The sequence below is a fragment of the Halomonas sp. H10-59 genome (genome assembly GCF_040070555.1).
Lineage (GTDB): Bacteria > Pseudomonadota > Gammaproteobacteria > Pseudomonadales > Halomonadaceae > Halomonas > Halomonas litopenaei.
The window spans coordinates 487,668-504,112 of sequence record NZ_CP098828.1 but is presented as its reverse complement, the minus strand read 5'-3'; the positions used below and the strand labels follow the sequence as shown (position 1 = coordinate 504,112).

Annotated in this window: 13 protein-coding genes and 1 pseudogene; 7 read left to right on the top strand and 7 right to left on the bottom strand. The window is 64.6% G+C overall.

The window, feature by feature from the left end; genetic code table 11:
• Positions 1-44 precede the first annotated feature (44 nt).
• A complete protein-coding gene (locus tag NFG57_RS02310) occupies positions 45-1,013 on the top strand; it encodes an NAD(P)H-quinone oxidoreductase (RefSeq protein ID WP_348815277.1) in 969 nt (322 codons plus the stop codon).
• Between the two features lie 202 nt (positions 1,014-1,215).
• Here the strand turns inward: NFG57_RS02310 and NFG57_RS02305 are convergent, their stop codons facing one another.
• Together NFG57_RS02305 and NFG57_RS02300 are read right to left on the bottom strand one after the other, a co-directional pair.
• Positions 1,216-1,722, bottom strand: a complete 507-nt coding sequence (locus NFG57_RS02305) for a hypothetical protein (RefSeq protein ID WP_108131597.1) — start codon at positions 1,720-1,722, stop codon at positions 1,216-1,218.
• Between the two features lie 351 nt (positions 1,723-2,073).
• Positions 2,074-2,529, bottom strand: a pseudogene (locus NFG57_RS02300) (sel1 repeat family protein); the annotation flags it as partial.
• A 258-nt stretch (positions 2,530-2,787) separates the two neighbouring features.
• Between NFG57_RS02300 and NFG57_RS02295 the strand changes: the two are divergent.
• Together NFG57_RS02295 and yaaA are read left to right on the top strand one after the other, a co-directional pair.
• Positions 2,788-3,819, top strand: coding sequence for an NADP(H)-dependent aldo-keto reductase (locus NFG57_RS02295; RefSeq protein WP_348815276.1), 1,032 nt, complete (start codon positions 2,788-2,790; stop codon positions 3,817-3,819).
• Between the two features lie 175 nt (positions 3,820-3,994).
• Positions 3,995-4,771, top strand: coding sequence for a peroxide stress protein YaaA (gene yaaA / locus NFG57_RS02290; RefSeq protein ID WP_348815275.1), 777 nt, complete (start codon positions 3,995-3,997; stop codon positions 4,769-4,771).
• A gap of 125 nt (positions 4,772-4,896) precedes the next feature.
• Here yaaA and NFG57_RS02285 read toward each other — a convergent pair whose 3' ends face one another.
• Positions 4,897-5,478, bottom strand: a complete 582-nt coding sequence (locus NFG57_RS02285; protein ID WP_348815273.1) for an isochorismatase family protein — start codon at positions 5,476-5,478, stop codon at positions 4,897-4,899.
• Between the two features lie 138 nt (positions 5,479-5,616).
• On the opposite strand from NFG57_RS02285, the gene NFG57_RS02280 reads away from it, so the two are divergent.
• Positions 5,617-6,462, top strand: a complete 846-nt coding sequence (locus NFG57_RS02280; protein ID WP_045991358.1) for a TIM44-like domain-containing protein — start codon at positions 5,617-5,619, stop codon at positions 6,460-6,462.
• Positions 6,463-6,686: 224 nt separating this feature from the next.
• Here the strand turns inward: NFG57_RS02280 and NFG57_RS02275 are convergent, their stop codons facing one another.
• From NFG57_RS02275 to NFG57_RS02260, 4 genes are all read right to left on the bottom strand, one after another.
• Complete coding sequence (locus NFG57_RS02275; protein ID WP_348815271.1) at positions 6,687-7,469, bottom strand: hypothetical protein; 783 nt, start codon at positions 7,467-7,469, stop codon at positions 6,687-6,689.
• A 186-nt stretch (positions 7,470-7,655) separates the two neighbouring features.
• Positions 7,656-8,405 carry a carbonic anhydrase family protein gene (locus tag NFG57_RS02270; protein WP_348815270.1) on the bottom strand — a complete coding sequence of 250 codons (750 nt, stop codon included), beginning with the start codon at positions 8,403-8,405 and terminating at the stop codon, positions 7,656-7,658.
• Between the two features lie 174 nt (positions 8,406-8,579).
• Positions 8,580-8,777: a hypothetical protein gene (locus NFG57_RS02265; RefSeq protein WP_045991360.1), complete on the bottom strand. Its 198-nt coding sequence runs from the start codon at positions 8,775-8,777 to the stop codon at positions 8,580-8,582.
• Positions 8,778-8,942: 165 nt separating this feature from the next.
• Positions 8,943-10,406 carry an aldehyde dehydrogenase family protein gene (locus NFG57_RS02260; RefSeq protein ID WP_108448484.1) on the bottom strand — a complete coding sequence of 488 codons (1,464 nt, stop codon included), beginning with the start codon at positions 10,404-10,406 and terminating at the stop codon, positions 8,943-8,945.
• A 476-nt stretch (positions 10,407-10,882) separates the two neighbouring features.
• On the opposite strand from NFG57_RS02260, the gene adhE reads away from it, so the two are divergent.
• From adhE to NFG57_RS02245, 3 genes are all read left to right on the top strand, one after another.
• Positions 10,883-13,666, top strand: coding sequence for a bifunctional acetaldehyde-CoA/alcohol dehydrogenase (adhE, locus tag NFG57_RS02255; RefSeq protein WP_348815269.1), 2,784 nt, complete (start codon positions 10,883-10,885; stop codon positions 13,664-13,666).
• Between the two features lie 274 nt (positions 13,667-13,940).
• The gene (locus tag NFG57_RS02250; protein ID WP_222515717.1) at positions 13,941-14,879 is read left to right on the top strand and encodes a helix-turn-helix domain-containing protein; all 939 of its coding nucleotides are present in this window, start codon (positions 13,941-13,943) and stop codon (positions 14,877-14,879) included.
• Positions 14,880-14,997: 118 nt separating this feature from the next.
• A complete protein-coding gene (locus NFG57_RS02245; RefSeq protein ID WP_348815267.1) occupies positions 14,998-16,398 on the top strand; it encodes an amidase in 1,401 nt (466 codons plus the stop codon).
• The last annotated feature ends 47 nt before the right edge of the window (positions 16,399-16,445 follow it).

The following is a 16,445-nucleotide window of genomic DNA, read 5'->3' as shown; positions in this document are numbered from 1 at the left end:
TCAGCCGCCTCGTCGACCTCTCATTTCATCATGGAGGATGTCCGATGTACGCCATGCAGCAAGACGGCGACCGCCTGATCTGGCGGTCCACCGACGATCTCCCCGCCCCCCGGGCCAGAGAAGTGCATATCGAGGTGGCCTGGGCCGGCGTCAATCGCGCCGACCTGATGCAGCGCGCCGGTCAGTACCCACCGCCCCCAGGCGTCTCCGAGGTGCTGGGACTGGAAGTCAGCGGTAGCGTGGTGGCGCTCGGCCCCGAGGTCGAAAAGCTCCAGGTTGGACAGCAAGTGTGCGCGCTGCTCGCCGGTGGCGGCTACGCAGAGAAGGTCTGCGTGGACGAACGCCAGGTGCTGCCGGTGCCCGATGGCCTTGGCCTGCGCGAGGCCGCCGCCCTGCCGGAGGTCTACGCCACCGCCTGGCTGAACCTGTTCATCGAAGGCCAACTCGCCGAAGGCGAGCAGGTGCTGCTGCACGCCGCCGCCAGCGGCGTCGGTACCGCCGCGATCCAGCTGTGCCGCGAGTTCGGTCACCCCTGCTTTGTCACCGTGGGCAGCGATGAAAAGCTCAAGCGCTGCCTGTCGCGGGGTGCCAGGGCGGGCTGGAACCGCCACCAGGGCAGTTTCGTCGAGGCGGTCAAGGCATTCGGCGAGGTCAACCTGATCCTCGACCCGGTGGGGGCCAGCTATCTGGCCGACAATCAACGGGTGCTGGCCGCCGATGGACGAATGGTGGTGATCGGGCTGATGGGCGGACGCCACGCCGAGCTCGATATCGGCCGCCTGCTGATGAAGCGCCAGCGCCTGATCGGCTCGACCCTGCGGGCCAGGTCACCGGAAGACAAGGGCAGGATTCTGGGTGAACTCGCTCGCCACGTGTGGCCAAGGCTCGAGCGCGGCGAGCTCGCTCCGCTGATCGACGCCGACTGGCCCATCGCGGAGGTCGAGGCCGCCCACCAGCACCTCGCCGACAATGCCAACACCGGCAAGCTGCTGCTGCGTGTCGCCGCCGATTGATCTCGCTCCCTGAAGGTTCACACCAGCGCACGTTATCCACAGACGGTCAGTCGGACCGGCTGTGGGTAACTGTTCAGGTAGGCAGGCTCCCAACAGCTCCATAGAGAGCGGCGCCACATAGAGCGGCGCCATGGCGAAGCAAAGAGTGCGAGAAAGAACGCGAGAAAGAGTGAGCGTCAGCGAGAGCGATAAACAGTGAGCGTCAGCGGCGCGCGCTGAGCTCCTGGGTGCGGGCGAAGGTCAACTGCAGCAGCCGGGCGTCCTCGCCGGCGCGATGGCGCTGGATGCCCCGCTCCTCGATCACCGACTCCTTGATGTCGCTCCACATCGCCATCTGGGTCTCGTCGAGCAACCGCCGCAGCGCTTCCAGGCGGAAGGCGGGGATCATGCCGGCGTGGTGGAACAGCAGCGACATCCAGGTGTTGTCGTACCCCCAGCTATCGCTGTAGGCGATGCCGATATCGTGCAGCTCATCGTTAAGCCAACGGGCGACATGACGTACCGGATAGCCCTCGCGCTCGAGCCGGGCCCGGGATATCCCGTGCAGCAGCTCGGCCTTGGGATCCCAGTGGGTCCATTCCTCGAGGGGCTGAATCAGAAAGGCGCAGCAGCTGCCGTCCGGCCGCGCCAGGCCGATCTCGATCGGGTAGCTGCCGCGCCCGAATCCAGAGGCTTCGATATCCAGCAGAGTCGGTAACACCACAGGCAGCAAACCTCGTCGTGACAGTCGGCCAAAACGCCTCCCCGACGTCACCCGACAACGAAAACCGTACCCGAGGCCCAAACTACCAGCGGCGGCCAGGGAATCCTGAACCGCCGCTCGTCTCGGCCTCACCGGGACCCGTGCGCGACCCAACCGCCGCGCCTGATACCTCTAGTGTCGCTGTTGGGCTTCCGCTTTGTCCAGCGTGACACCGTCTTGCCTGGCGGACTGCCCCGGAACAGGCTGTCCATTGGCCAGGGCGCTATTGGCCGAACCTGGCGAGGCCTGGCGTGCCAAGGTTTGCCCTGACGAGGCCTGCCCTGACGAGGGCTGTCCTGACGAGGCCTGCCCTGCAGAAGCCAGCACCGCCCAGTAGGCGGCACGCTCTGGATCCACCGGTAGCGACAGCTCACCATCCCGGTAGGCGCGCTCCAGGCGCGCCGCCGCCAACGCATGACCCGCTTCCCCGGCCCGGGCGTACCAGGTCACGGCGTGGTCGTGGCGCGCCGGGTACAGCGCGCAGCCATGTTCGTGGATCTGGCCTGCCTGGTACTGCGCCCTGACGTCCCCGCCATGGGCGGCCTGCAGCACGTAGCGAGCGCCGCGTGCCTTGTCCTGGGGTGCCCGTGACCGGTGAAACAGCATGTGCCCGTACAACGACAGTGCCGCCGGGTGCCCGGCGTCCGCACAGCGTTGAAACAGACGCATGGTCAGCCTCTGGGTTCGCGGCGAGCGGGGCAACCAGCGAGTGTGAAACAACTGCTGGGCCAGACGGTACTCGAGCCGCGTCTTCAGTGACGATGCCTGCTGCATGGCAACAACCTTGAGTCCAAAGGATGGAAGTCGGACCGGACACCTCCTGTGTCGCGGGCGATCTCCTGTTGAATCGACGGTGCCACGGACTCCTCCGCGGCAACGGGGTGGCAAGCATACGCCTGGCCCGATACGGACTCAACCCCCGGGATTTGGCGACCCCTATCGGCCAAAGGTACCATCTCGATGCTTTGCAGCAAAAACGGTCCGGCGGCGGCGCTGCGCCCCCCTGACAAAGGCCTACCACAAGGAGTCCCCATGCAGATCCGTCCCCTTGGCAACACCGGCATCGACGTCAGTCGCCTGTGCCTTGGAACCATGACCTTCGGCGAGCAGAACACTGAAGCCGAGGCCCATGCCCAGCTCGACCGCGCGGTGGCCTTCGGCGTCAACTTCATCGACGCCGCCGAGATGTACCCGGTGCCGCCCAAGGCCGAAACCCAGGGACTGACCGAGAGCTATGTAGGCTCCTGGCTCAAGGGCCGCCAAAGCCGCGACGACGTGGTCATCGCCACCAAGGCTGCCGGCCCCGGTATCAAGCACATCCGCGGCGGACCTCGCCTGACTCGCGCCCATCTTCATGAGGCCATCGACGCAAGCCTTGCACGCCTGAACACCGACTACGTCGATCTCTACCAGCTGCACTGGCCGGACCGTTCGACCAACTTCTTCGGTCGCCTGGGCTATACCCACGACGAGGACGAGCAGGCCACCGATCTGGAAGAGACACTGTCGGCCCTCAAGGAACTGGTCGATGCCGGCAAGGTACGTGCCGTGGGTCTGTCCAACGAGACACCCTGGGGCGTGATGCGCTGCCTGCAACTGGCCGAGTCCCTGGGCCTGCCGCGGGTCGCCTCGATACAGAACCCCTACAACCTGCTCAACCGGACCTTCGAGGTGGGGCTGGCAGAGATCGCTCACCGCGAACAGGTAGGACTGCTGGCCTACTCGCCGCTGGCCTTCGGCGTGCTGTCGGGCAAGTATCTGGACGGCGCCCGGCCGCCCGGCGCCCGCCTGACCCTGTGGGACCGCTTCAGCCGCTACAGCTCCGATCAGGCGATCGATGCTACCCGGGCCTACGTCGAACTGGCCCGCGAGCACGCCCTGGACCCGGCCCAGATGGCGCTGGCCTACGTCAACTCGCGCTCCTTCCTGACCAGCAACATCATCGGCGCGACCACCATGGAGCAGCTCGAGAGCAACCTCGCCTCGGAGGCCCTGGTGCTGGCCGACGAAGTCATCGAAGGCATCGAGGCCATCCATCACAGGCTGCCCAACCCCAGCCCCTGAAGCGGCCTCGCCCCCCAGCCCCGGCCTCAAGTAGAGAACAACGCCTGCCCTTGCCGGCAGGCATGCCCTCTTTACTATGGCGTCCATAGCCTCGCCCTCGTCCCGAGCGGCGGCGGGGCTTGGTACAATGACGGCCACTTGCCAATTTTCCCTACCTGACATCAGGAGCACGCCCATGCTCAGCGTGATCTCTCCGGCCAAGACGCTGGACTTCGAGACCCCGGCCACCACCGATATCCACAGCGAGCCCGACTACCTCGACCGCTCCCGCGAGCTGATCGGCATCCTGCGCGACTACAGCCCGGCCCGCATCTCGGAGCTGATGGGCGTCAGCGACAAGATCGCCGGACTCAACGCGGCGCGCTTCGGACAGTGGCAGACCCCGTTCACTCCGGACAACGCCAAGGTCGCCGCCCAGGCCTTCCAGGGCGACGTCTACGTCGGCCTGCAGGCCGACGCCTTCGATGAAGCCGACAACCGCTTCGCCCAGGATCATCTGCGCATCCTGTCGGGCCTCTATGGCCTGCTGCGCCCGCTGGATCTGATCCAGCCCTATCGCCTGGAAATGGGCACCCGTCTGGAAAACGCCAAGGGCAAGGATCTCTACGCCTTCTGGAAGCCGCTGCTGACCGAGGAGCTCGACCGGGCGGTGGCACAGAGCGGAACACCTGTGCTGGTCAACCTGGCCTCCAACGAGTACTTCAAGGCCATCGATTCCAGAAAGCTCAAGGCCGAAGTGGTCACCCCGGTGTTCAAGGACTGGAAGAACGATCGCTACAAGATCATCAGCTTCTACGCCAAGAAGGCCCGAGGCCTGATGGCCGCCTGGATGATCCAGCAACGCCTGGACGACAAGGAAGGGCTCAAGGACTTCGACGTGGCCGGGTACCGCTTCAACGCCGCCGAGTCCGAGGGTGGCACCCTGGTGTTCACCCGCGACAACCCCGCCTGAGTCGCGCTGCCGCTACGCCGGTAGCGTCTCGTCCGTGCGCCGAAGATGGTGCACGGTGCCACCTTTCAGCGATCATGAAGGTGTGGCTCTATTGTCTGGCTTGGCTGGCGCGCCAGCGGTGATTCTCAGGGCGCCAGCCGCAGCGGCCGGGACGCCCTGGGGCGAAGCAGTTCACGATGCACCTCGCGAAAGGTCGCGTCGTCACAGCGTTCCAGCCATTCGTAGGCCACCATGTCGGCGCTGACTTGCCAGGCGCCGGCCTGTCTTGCGCGCTCGCCGGCAAGTCTCGCTTCATCGCTGCGGCGACTGACGCAGCCTTCGACCAGCCAGAACAGCTCGACACCCCGTTCCAGCAGGCCAAGTGCCGTCTGCAGCACACAGATGTGGGCTTCGGCCCCGGCAATCACGACCTGACGCGGCGCAGCCGCCTCGAAGGCCTGTGCAATATCGCGCTCCCGGCAGGCGTTGAAGTGACTCTTGGTGAACCAGCGGGTGCTCTGTGGCAGGGCGCATTTCAGGCGCGGCTCGGTCACCCCGAGCCCCTGAGGATACTGCTCGGTTACCCACACAGGCACCTCCAGGCGCTCTGCCACGGCCGCCAGCCAGCCGATCTCGGTGATCGCCTGATCCCCTCTTTCCACCACCGGCATCAATGCCGTCTGCACGTCGACCACCAGCAGCAGACTGTCACTACGTTCGATCAGCATGGGGTCTCCTCGACTTTTCGTTGTACACGGCTTCCCGCGGCGCCCGTTATCGCTAGAATGGACGAGCGACGTGCCTCTGACCACCAGGGTCAAAGGCCCAGACTGGCCAATGCAGGCCGAACTACGGAGATGTCTTCGATGCGTCACCTTCTCGTGATGATCCTTGTCGGCGTGATGGGCTTCGGCCTTGCCGTCGACAGCGCCGACGCCCGCCGCCTGGGTGGCGGCAAGAGTGTTGGTTCCTACTCACGCCAGGCCAGCCCCAGTGCGACCCAGTCACAGAACACCGCTCGTCCCAACGCCGCCCCGACCGCCGGCAAGAAGAGCGGCCTGATGGGCGGTATGCTCGGCGGTCTGCTGGCCGGCAGCCTGCTCGGCGCGCTGTTCTTCGGCGGCGCCTTCGATGGCCTCGGCATGGTCGACCTGCTGCTGATGGCAGGCGCGGCCTTCCTGCTGTTCAAGCTGCTGGCACGGCGGCGCACGGCCACCGCATCGGCGGGAGGCGGTTCATCCGGCATGCACCGTGAACAGCATCAGAGCTCACCGTTCAATATGCCAGGCTCCGCCGGAGGTCTCGGTGCCCACAGCGCAGGCACTCAGACCGGAGGGCCTCAGGGAGACCCCGCCTGGTTCGACCGTGAACGCTTCCTCGGCGGCGCCAAGGAGCACTTCATGACCCTGCAGCGGGCCTGGGACAACAACGACCTGCCGCGCATCCAGGAGTACGTGACGCCGGAACTCTACAACCTGCTGCGCGAACAGCGGGCCCAGGAGCCGGCCAACAACCAGACCGAAATCGTGCGCCTGTTTGCGGAGCTCGGCGGCGTTCAGGAGTTCGCCAACCAGGCCGAGGCACGGGTGCTGTTCCACGGCGTGCTCAAGGAAAACGGCAGCGAAACCGAGTTCAACGAGACCTGGCACCTGATCCGCGAAATGCGTGACGATGCCCCCTGGTACATCCAGGGCATCGAGCAGAACGGCTGATCATCGTCGCTGCCTGCCGCCCTCAGCGGCGGGCAGTGATGGCCACCCAGCCCACAGATAGGCAACGCAAAAAGGCCGAGATCCTGGATCTCGGCCTTTTTGTGTTTCTGACGGGCTCAAGGGCCGGTGGGTGCGTCTGAAGGCGCCATGAAGGCGCCAAGCCTGACCAAACCGGGCCTGTAGAACCGACGCCCGGAGCAAAAGCCCCGACCAGAAGGTTCGACTTACTGGGCCGCCTCGTCGGTCGCCTGCTCGACCTCGTCACCGGCTTCCTCGACCGCCTGACCCGCGCTCTCGGCAGCCGCATCGGCCCCCTGTTCGGCGTCACCGGCCATATCGCTCAGGGCATTCTGGGCGTCCTCTGCCAGATTGCTCATGCCCTCCATGGCCTCGTTGGCCTGCTCTTGCACGGCATCGGCAGCATCACCCAGCGCTTCCTGAGCGTCGTCGACCAGGTTGGAGGCTCCTGCGGCAGCCTCGTCGGCCTGTTGCTCGGCGTCCGCGGCGGTTTCGTCCATCGCCTGCTCGGCATCGGCAGCGGTTTCGTCCATCGCCTGCTCGGCGTCCTCGGCCTGCTGCTCGGCATCAGCGGCGGCTTCATCCATCGCCTGTTCAGCGTCGGCAGCAGTTTCATCCATCGCCTGCTCCGCCTCTTCGGCCTGCTGTTCGGCATCGGCAGCGGCTTCATCCATCGCCTGCTCAGCGTCGTCGGCGGTCTCGCTCATCGCCTCTCCGGCGTCCTCGGCCTGCTGCTCCGCTTCGGCGGCGGCTTCATCCATCGCCTGCTCGGCATCGTCGGCGGTCTCGCTCATCGCCTCTCCGGCGTCCTCGGCCAACTGCTCCGCTTCGGCGGCGGTCTCCTGCGCCTGCTCTTCCACCGCTTCGCGTGCATCGTCCACCTGAGCGCCAGCGTCTTCGGCCGCATCGTCCTCGCAACCCGCCAGTACCAGCATCATGGACGCCACAGCGCTGGCCAGGGCCAGACGACGAAACATTCCTTGCTTCATGAAGCACCTCCAGGAGAAAAATTTGTAACTTCCCCGTTTACATTAGAGTGACAATCGCGACTTGGCTAGTACCGTCGGCATCAATGATGCCATGCAAGCGCACTTCCCTGACCCAGCGCAGCAGCGCCGACGACGTCCGGGAGCGATGGTTACCACCATGTGACAAGGTGTTGTCGAGAGACGGAACTACTTGAGAGGCACTCTGGCATTCAGAGGCTGCAGCGGCCGATTATTGGCTTCCCCGATCGCAGCAGAGAACGACTCGACCTGTTCAGATGAAATACCCTGCGTGCTCTGCATGATCACCCAGCGGACGCCTTCGGAGCAGGGTGGCGTGGTCAAGGAACCGTTCAGGCGATAGTAGTCATGCTGGGCCGGCAACATCTGCGTGAAATTCACGGTATCGGTTACGTCGGCACGTTCACCGGCGGTATCCGGCAGGCTATCGGCAAGCGAGCGCAATGCTGCATTTTCCTCGCCTTCCTCGAACAGCACCGTGACCACCGCCAGATTGCCGTCCTTGTCGCTGTGCACCAGATGCGCTTCCAGCGGGAAACGTTGTCCGTCTACCGTGTGCTCGGAAGGCGCGTGGAAGTGCATCTGCTGCAGGGTGAAGAGATCGCCATCAAGCGTCAGCGTGTTGCCCTCGGGGGAGGCTACCTGCACCGTGTGGCCATTGTTGAAGACCCTGGTCCCGGTGGTCGCGTAGTCAAGTTGTAGCGGTGGAAGTTCGGCATCGATAGCGCCATCGATATCGACGGGCGACTGGTTGCGACCCAGGCCACACATACTGAAGTCGTCGTCGATGTCAGCCCAGTGGGCAGGTCCCGTGTCTCCCGTGTAGGACCAGTGTGACGTTTCGGGCGCGGCGGCCATTACTGCCTGGGACATCATCAGGCCGCTCAGTGCCGCCGCGATCTTGATCCGCTTGATCATGAAACAACTCCGTTGCACACAGAAAAGGCCTGCCCCTGGGGACAGACCTCTTATCCTGATACTCCTCAGCGGCGAAGACAGGCGACATCACCGACCCACAAGGTCAGTGTGAGCAGACCCGTCCTTCACGCTGCCTCTCTCGGCATAGCGCCGCTGACGGTGACGCCTGTCACATCAGTTGGTGGCTTCCTCGGCCGACTCTTCCATCTCTTCGCCCATGTCTTCCATGGACTCACCGGCATCCTCGACCGCCTGATCCATTTCCTCGCCGGCCTGCTCGGCAGGGCCTTCCTCTTCGCAGGCGGCCAGACCACCCGCCATCATCGCGATCACGAAAGCCATTCCGAAACGACGCATCATGCTGTTTTTCATAACATCTCCTTGTCTAAGACGTTGGTCGTGATTCCCTTTCACCCTAGCGCTGTCGGTTGACTCTGGCCAGGGTCCAGGGACGCTCACAGAGGGTTCAAGCCACAACCCTAAGTCTACTTGACTCTAGCAGGCGGCACGCGCTTCGCACCGTATCCGAGGAAACCATCAGAAGGGATAGTCGCGAGGCTCGTGCTGGACGCTGACCCATTGCACGGTTGTCATCTCGTTCAGCACCCAGTCGCCGTTGAAGCGGCCGATCCCGGAATTCTTCTCACCACCGAACGGCATGTGTGGTTCGTCGTTCACCGGCATGTCATTGACGTGCACCATTCCCGACTCTATCTGGCGTGCCACCCGTTCGCCGCGCGCCGAACAACCGCTGAAGACCGCTGCGGAGAGGCCATACTCGGTGGCATTGGCGATGCGTATCGCCTCGGCCTCACCGTCGGCCTTGATGATGCCGGCGATCGGACCAAAGATCTCGTTGCAGGCCAGGTCCATCTCTTCGCTGACGTGGCTGAACACCCAGGGATGCAGGCAAGGGCCTTCAAGAGAGCCCTCGAGCGCCACCCGGGCACCAGACTCACGGGCCCTGTCGATGGTGTCCTTCAGCCCGTCTAGCTGTTGATCGTTGATGATCGGTCCGATGACGGTATGTGCGTCGGAGGGGTCCCCGACCTTGAGCCCCTTGACCCGCTCGACGAAGCGCTCGACAAAGGCGTCGTGGATCGACGCATCGACGATGATACGGTTGATGGCGATGCAGATCTGGCCCTGATGCATGAACTTGCCGACCACCGCCGCCCGTACGGCCCGATCGATGTCAGCGTCATCGAGCACCACAAAGGGACTGTTGCCGCCGAGTTCCAGTGCCACTGGCTTGATATGTTCTCCGCCGACCGCCCCCTTGGCGATCTGTCGGCCCACCTCGGTGGAACCGGTGAAGGAGATAAGCTTGGCGAGCCGATGTCCGACCAGCGGGTCGCCGAGCTCGCTGCCAGCACCAACCAGAACACTGAGGAGCCCCTTCGGCAGCCCCGCTTCCTCGTAAAGCCGTGCCAGCAGCAATCCACCGGTCAAGGGGGTATCGCTGGCAGGCTTGAGCACCACGGCGTTACCCAGCGCAAGGGCGGGGCCGATGGTGCGCTGGGTCAGGTGGAAGGGAAAGTTCCAGGGACTGATCACGCCAATCACGCCCAGCGGCTTGCGATAGACCCTATGGTCCTTGCCCGGGACGCTCGAAGCGGCAGTGGTACCTTGCACGCGAGTGGCCATGGCGGCGGCTTCGAGCGACATCTCCCAGGCATTGTTCCACTCGAGTTCGGCCTTGATGCGAGTGCTGCCCGACTCGCGGATGAGCCACTCGACCAGTTCATCCTTGCGCTCTTCCATCAGTTCGGCGACACGGCGCAGTACAGCCGCTCTGTGGGTAGCGCTGGTATCCGCCCACTGCCGTTGCGCTCGGTCGGCCGCATCAAAGGCACGCTCGACGTCGGAGCAATCTGCCTGGGTGATCTCCACCAGTTGTTTCTGGTGGTAGGGGTCCATCACCTTGAGCGACTCGCCGGAACTTCCAGCCCTCCATTCACCGGCGATCGGCTGCAGATGAAAATCCTTGAGGCTCCACATAACGACTCCTTTCGTTCTGTATAGCTTTCGTCCAACTATCGTCACACAAGGCTAGTCAACCATCACTCGGGTCGCAAGACCCGTCGGAGTGACGATTTGTGTCCTGACATTATTGCCAATGGCCTCTCCTGACCGAGGTGGAGCCTACCTCTCCTCCTCCACAGGGGGCTCGGCTGAAGCGCCCTCCCTACCCCAGCCCACGGATAGGCCGGGCTGATGCTTGCGATCATCATGATGTTCGAATCAGCGGAATACCGGCGACAAAACTGACCCCTGTCAGCAGAGCTGAATCGAGACAGCCATAGACTGAATCTCGACGGGAAGACATCAAGCCACCTTTCAAGCCGCTTTGCTTCTTATGCTCGCCGGCGCCCGAGCCAGGCACATGCCCAGCTCCGAGCAACAGGCGCTGCACACGCCAAGGAGGTTTCGCAGGTCGCTTTTTCTTTCCTTAGTCATGTTACTGGAGGCCAATGATGGCTGTTACCAACCTCGCTGAACTCGACGCCCTCGTCGCCAGGGTCAAGGCCGCGCAACGGGTCTTTGCCAGCTTCTCTCAAGAGAAGGTCGATGCGATCTTTCGCGCCGCCTCGCTTGCCGCCAACCAGGCCCGCATTCCGCTGGCCCGCCAGGCGGTGGAAGAGACCGCCATGGGCGTGCTCGAGGACAAGGTGATCAAGAACCACTTTGCCTCGGAGTTCATCTACAACAAGTACAAGGACGACAGGACCTGCGGCGTCATCGCCACCCACGATGAACTCGGTACCATGACCATCGCCGAGCCGGTGGGCCTGATCTGCGGCATCATCCCCACCACCAACCCCACCTCCACCGCCATCTTCAAGGCGCTGATCTCGCTGAAGACTCGCAACGGCATCATCTTCTCGCCCCACCCGCGCGCACGTCACTGCACCAACGCCGCCGCGAAGCTGGTGCTGGAGGCGGCGGTGGCCGCCGGCGCACCACAGGACATCATTGGCTGGATCGACCAGCCCTCGGTGGCGCTGTCCGAGGCCCTGATGAAGCACGAGGGCATCAACCTGATCCTGGCCACCGGCGGCCCCGGCATGGTCAAGGCGGCCTACTCCTCGGGCAAGCCGGCCATCGGCGTGGGTGCCGGCAACGTGCCGGTGGTGATCGACGAGAGCGCGGACATCAAGCGCGCGGTGGCCTCGATCCTGATGTCCAAGACCTTCGACAATGGCGTGGTGTGCGCCTCGGAGCAGGCGGTGATCGTGCTCGATGAGGTCTACGACGAGGTGCGTGAACGCTTCGCCTCCCACGCGGCCTACCTGCTGTCCGCCGACGAGGCCGACCAGGTCCGTCAGGTGCTTCTGAAAAATGGCGCACTGAATGCCGCCATCGTCGGCCAGTCGGCGGCGACCATCGCCGGACTCGCCGGCATCGAGGTACCGGCCGACACCAAGATCCTGATCGGCGAGGGCGAACGGGTCAGCATCGACGACGCCTTTGCCCACGAAAAGCTGTCACCGACGCTCGGCATGTTCCGCGCCAGTTCCTTCGAGGACGCGGTGGACCAGGCCTGCACCATGGTCGAGTTCGGTGGTATCGGCCACACCTCGGGGCTCTACACCGACCAGGACACCCAGCAGTCGCGTATCCGCTACTTCGGCGACCGCCTCAAGACCGCGCGCATCCTGGTCAATATCCCCACCTCCCACGGCGGCATCGGCGACATGTACAACTTCGACATGGCGCCCTCGCTGACCCTCGGCTGCGGTTCCTGGGGCGGCAACTCGATCTCCGAAAATGTCGGTCCCAAGCACCTGATCAACACCAAGACCGTGGCCAACCGGGCGGAAAACATGCTGTGGCACAAGCTCCCCGAATCGATCTACTTCCGTCGCGGCAGCCTGTCGGTGGCGCTGACCGACCTCAAGGACAAGAAGCGCGCCTTTATCGTCACCGACCGCTTCCTGTTCAACAACGGCTACGCCGATGAGCTGATGGCACTGCTCAAGGGACTCGGCATGGAGGTCCACACCTTCTACGACGTCGAGGCCGACCCCACCATGTCGATCGTCGACAAGGGCGCCGAGGCCATGGCCAGCTTCCAGCCCGACGTGATCCTGGCGCTCGGCGGCGGCTCACCGATGGACGCCGCCAAGATCATGTGGGTCAAGTACGAGCACCCGGACGTGCACTTCCAGGATCTGGCGATGCGCTTCATGGACATCCGCAAGCGGATCTACCAGTTCCCCACCATGGGCGAAAAGGCCAGCCTGGTGTGCATTCCCACTACCTCCGGCACCGGCTCCGAGGTCACGCCTTTCGCGGTGGTCACCGATGACGCCACCGGCATCAAGTACCCGTTGGCGGACTATCAGCTGACCCCGGACATGGCCATCGTCGATGCCAACCTGGTGATGAAGATGCCCCGCTCGCTGACCGCCTTCGGGGGTTATGACGCCGTGACCCACGCGCTGGAGGCCTACGTCTCGGTGCTGGCCAACGAGTTCTCCGACGGTCACGCGCTGCAGGCGCTGAAGCTGCTGAAACAGTACCTGCCTGCCAGCTACCGTGAGGGCGAGCGCAACGCCGTGGCCCGCGAAAAGGTCCACAGCGGCGCCAGCATCGCCGGCATGGCCTTTGCCAATGCCTTCCTCGGCGTGTGCCACTCCATGGCCCACAAGCTCGGCGCCGAGTTCCACCTGCCCCATGGTCTGGCCAATGCGCTGCTGATTACCAACGTGGTGCGCTTCAACGCCAACGACAACCCGACCAAGCAGACCGCCTTCTCCCAGTACGACCGACCCAAGGCGCGCAGCCGCTACGCCGAGGTCGCCGATCACCTGGGGCTGTCCCTGGCCGGCGACCGTACCGCCCAGAAGGTCGAGCGACTGATCAACTGGCTCGATGAGCTCAAGCGCGAGCTGGACATCCCCGCCTCGATCAAGGAGGCCGGCGTCCCCGAAGCCGACTTTTTGGCCAAGCTCGATGAAGTGGCCGCGGAAGCCTTCGATGACCAGTGCACCGGCGCCAACCCGCGCTACCCCTTGATCAGCGAGCTCAAGGAAGTGCTGCGAGCGTCCTACTACGGCGAGGTCTATGTAGAGGGCGAGACCTTCGCCGGCACCACCGTGATCAAGAAGAGCGAAGCGCGTGCGCCGGCCCGGACGCCTGCCAATGCCCCTGACAAGGCCCCAGAAAAGGTTCGACAGAACGCCAGGGACGAAGCGAGCATACCCGCCGGCAAGCCGGCTGGCCGCAAGGTGAAAAAGGAGAAGGCCGACGCCTGAGCCCAAGCTAGCGCCAGAGCCCTTGGCAGGGCTTGATCGAAAGGGGTCCCGCCACGACCACAGCCCCCGCGAGAGCGATCTCGCGGGGGCTGTTGCGTCTCGCAAACAGTCACCAGTGCTTATCCCCTGCGCTAAGGGCCCAACCGGCGTGCATGCCGCCACCAAACCCGCCTGTGCTATACCTGCGCTAGACCTGCGCTATAGTGTCGGGACGATGGCGGCATCAATGTCCATTTTGAGACCCTGTGGCCGCCCCGCCCGGAAGGACACCCGCATGACGGCCGCCTTTACCACCCGACAGATCGACTCCCGAGAGCGCTTCGCCTTCTGGCACGACGTCGTCTGCAGCCACTGCATTCCAGCCGACAGCCAATGCCTCGACGAACGGCCCTTCCATGGCAGTCTCAACGTCAGGCAATACGGCGACGTCGCCATCAGTACCATGGCCGCCTCTTCCCACCGCTGGCGCCGGCAGTCACACCACCTGTCCCGCGACAGCGACGATGACCTGTGGCTCGGCTTTCTCGAGAACGCCACGGCCAGACTCGACCAGGATCAGCGGCGTATCGCCATCGGGCCCGGCGACCTGGTGCTGTACGATGCCTGCCGCCCGTTCGAATGGTGCCTGAGCGCCAGCGCGCTTCATCTGGTGCGCCTTCCTCGGGCGCCCTTGATGCGTCGCCTGACCTCCACCGAGCCGCTGACCGCGCGACCTATCCCGGCGACCTTGCCCGGCGCCACCTCTTTGAAGGCGTTGATCCGAGACGGCGCCCGGCTAGACGCCGAAGCGTCGTCGATCGGGCTCGGCGAGGCGATGGTCGATCTGGCGGCTCTGGTGCTCGAGGGGCTGGGCGGCGCTGGCGACAGTCGCAATGACGCGCTCTACCGACGCCTTTGCCACTACCTTCGACAACAGCACCAGGACCCGTCCCTGAGCCTCGATCGCATCGCCCGGGACAACCATGTCTCTCGGCGCACCCTCACCCGGCTGTTCGCTCAGCACGGTCACACCCCCATGGCAGTCCTGTGGGCGATTCGCCTGGAGCAGAGTCGCGCCACCCTGCGGGCAGGTGGTATCCGCAGCGTCACCGAGGTCGCCCTGGAGCATGGCTTCACCAGTGTCTCCCATTTCAGCCGTAGCTTCCGTCAGGCCTACGGTCATCCGCCCTCTACCTTGCTGCAAGCAGGTCGCCACGCACCCGAGACGATGTGACCCCACCAGCTCGCTCTGGCCCTCTCGGGCCACCGCTTGGCCCGTTCAGGCAAACCTGAGTCCCACGCCCTGCCTACCCTGAAGGTGAGCGTCTTCTCTCACCATCAGGATGACAACAATGACAGACCATCCGCTGCACTTTGACGGCCTTATGGAGATCGGCCGTCGAATCCAGTCCAGGGAACTGAGCGCCGTCGAGGTCACTCGAACCATGCTCGAGCGCATCGACAGCGTCGATACCACCCTGAACAGCTTTGTCACCGTCATGGCCGACAGTGCACTTGAACAGGCCGCCCAGGCGGACCGCGATCTGGCCGCTGGCATCCACAAGGGGCCGCTTCAGGGTGTTCCAGTGGCCGTCAAGGATCTGCTGTGGACAGCGGGGACCCGGACGACCCACGGCATGCCCCTGCACCGTGACCACGTGCCCCAGGAAACGGCCAGCGTGGTCACACGCCTCGACCAGGCCGGGGCCGTGCTGCTAGGCAAGCTGCAGCAGACCGAAGGCGCCTTCGCCGATCACCACCCCGACATCACGCCGCCCACCAACCCCTGGGGCGAGGCTTTGTGGTCAGGCGCCTCGTCCAGCGGTTCCGGCGTGGCCACCGCCGCCGGGCTGTGCTTTGGCTCGCTGGGCACCGACACCGGTGGCTCGATTCGCTTCCCCTCGGCCGCCAACGGCGTCACCGGCCTCAAGCCGAGCTGGGGCCGAGTCAGCCGACACGGCGCCTTCGAGCTGGCGGCCTCGATGGACCACATCGGGCCGATCGCCCGCAGCGCCGCCGACGCAGGGGCGCTGCTTGGCGTTATTGCCGGTGCCGACGAACGTGACCCCACCGCCGTCCCCCTCGCCGTGCCGGATTACCTGGCCGGCATGACACGGGGCCTGAAGGGCCTGCGTATCGGGCTCGACCCTCACTGGGCCATCGAAGCGGTGGATAACGAAACCCGCGGCGTCCTCGAACAGGTCGTGTCCACGCTAGGACAGCTCGGTGCAGTGATCGAGGAAATCGACTTCCCCGACACCCAGCAGGCGGTATTCGACTGGGCGCCACTGTGCGGCGTGGAGACCGCCGTCGCCCATGCCGAGACCTTCCCCAGCCAGCGCGAAGCGTACGGCCCTGGTCTTGCTGGTCTGATCGACCTGGGCCGCGCCCAGAGCGCCATGGACCACCAGCAACGACTGCTGCGCCGGGCCGAGTTCAAGGGCCGGGTCGATCGCCTCTTGGCCAGTGTCGACCTGCTGATCGCCCCGGTCACCGCCTACGCCGCCCCGTCGATGGCCTTCATGGAGAAGTTCGGCGAGGATGAAGCGCTGTTTTCCGGCATGCTGCGCTATACCTGTCCTTTCGACCTGAGCGGGCACCCGACCATTACCCTGCCGGCGGGCTTCAGCCAGCAGGGCGGGCCCATCGCCTTCCAGTTCATCGCACCGATGTTCAACGAAGCGATGCTGGTACGCGCTGGCTGGGCCTTCCAGCAGGTCACCGACTGGCATCGTCGACATCCAGAGCTGTAGCCCTCGCGCCTTCCTTCTCTTGATGGCTCCCGCTGGCGGGTGATGGG

What these genes read in the sequence shown, in the direction of transcription:
- NFG57_RS02265 (WP_045991360.1), bottom strand. Translation starts at nt 8,777, where the DNA reads ATGAAAAACAGCATGATGCGTCGTTTCGGAATGGCTTTCGTGATCGCG.
- NFG57_RS02275 (WP_348815271.1), bottom strand. Translation starts at nt 7,469, where the DNA reads ATGAAGCAAGGAATGTTTCGTCGTCTGGCCCTGGCCAGCGCTGTGGCG.
- yaaA (WP_348815275.1), top strand. Translation starts at nt 3,995, where the DNA reads ATGCTCAGCGTGATCTCTCCGGCCAAGACGCTGGACTTCGAGACCCCG.
- NFG57_RS02295 (WP_348815276.1), top strand. Translation starts at nt 2,788, where the DNA reads ATGCAGATCCGTCCCCTTGGCAACACCGGCATCGACGTCAGTCGCCTG.
- NFG57_RS02260 (WP_108448484.1), bottom strand. Translation starts at nt 10,406, where the DNA reads ATGTGGAGCCTCAAGGATTTTCATCTGCAGCCGATCGCCGGTGAATGG.
- NFG57_RS02245 (WP_348815267.1), top strand. Translation starts at nt 14,998, where the DNA reads ATGACAGACCATCCGCTGCACTTTGACGGCCTTATGGAGATCGGCCGT.
- adhE (WP_348815269.1), top strand. Translation starts at nt 10,883, where the DNA reads ATGGCTGTTACCAACCTCGCTGAACTCGACGCCCTCGTCGCCAGGGTC.
- NFG57_RS02280 (WP_045991358.1), top strand. Translation starts at nt 5,617, where the DNA reads ATGCGTCACCTTCTCGTGATGATCCTTGTCGGCGTGATGGGCTTCGGC.
- NFG57_RS02310 (WP_348815277.1), top strand. Translation starts at nt 45, where the DNA reads ATGTACGCCATGCAGCAAGACGGCGACCGCCTGATCTGGCGGTCCACC.
- NFG57_RS02270 (WP_348815270.1), bottom strand. Translation starts at nt 8,405, where the DNA reads ATGATCAAGCGGATCAAGATCGCGGCGGCACTGAGCGGCCTGATGATG.
- NFG57_RS02285 (WP_348815273.1), bottom strand. Translation starts at nt 5,478, where the DNA reads ATGCTGATCGAACGTAGTGACAGTCTGCTGCTGGTGGTCGACGTGCAG.
- NFG57_RS02250 (WP_222515717.1), top strand. Translation starts at nt 13,941, where the DNA reads ATGACGGCCGCCTTTACCACCCGACAGATCGACTCCCGAGAGCGCTTC.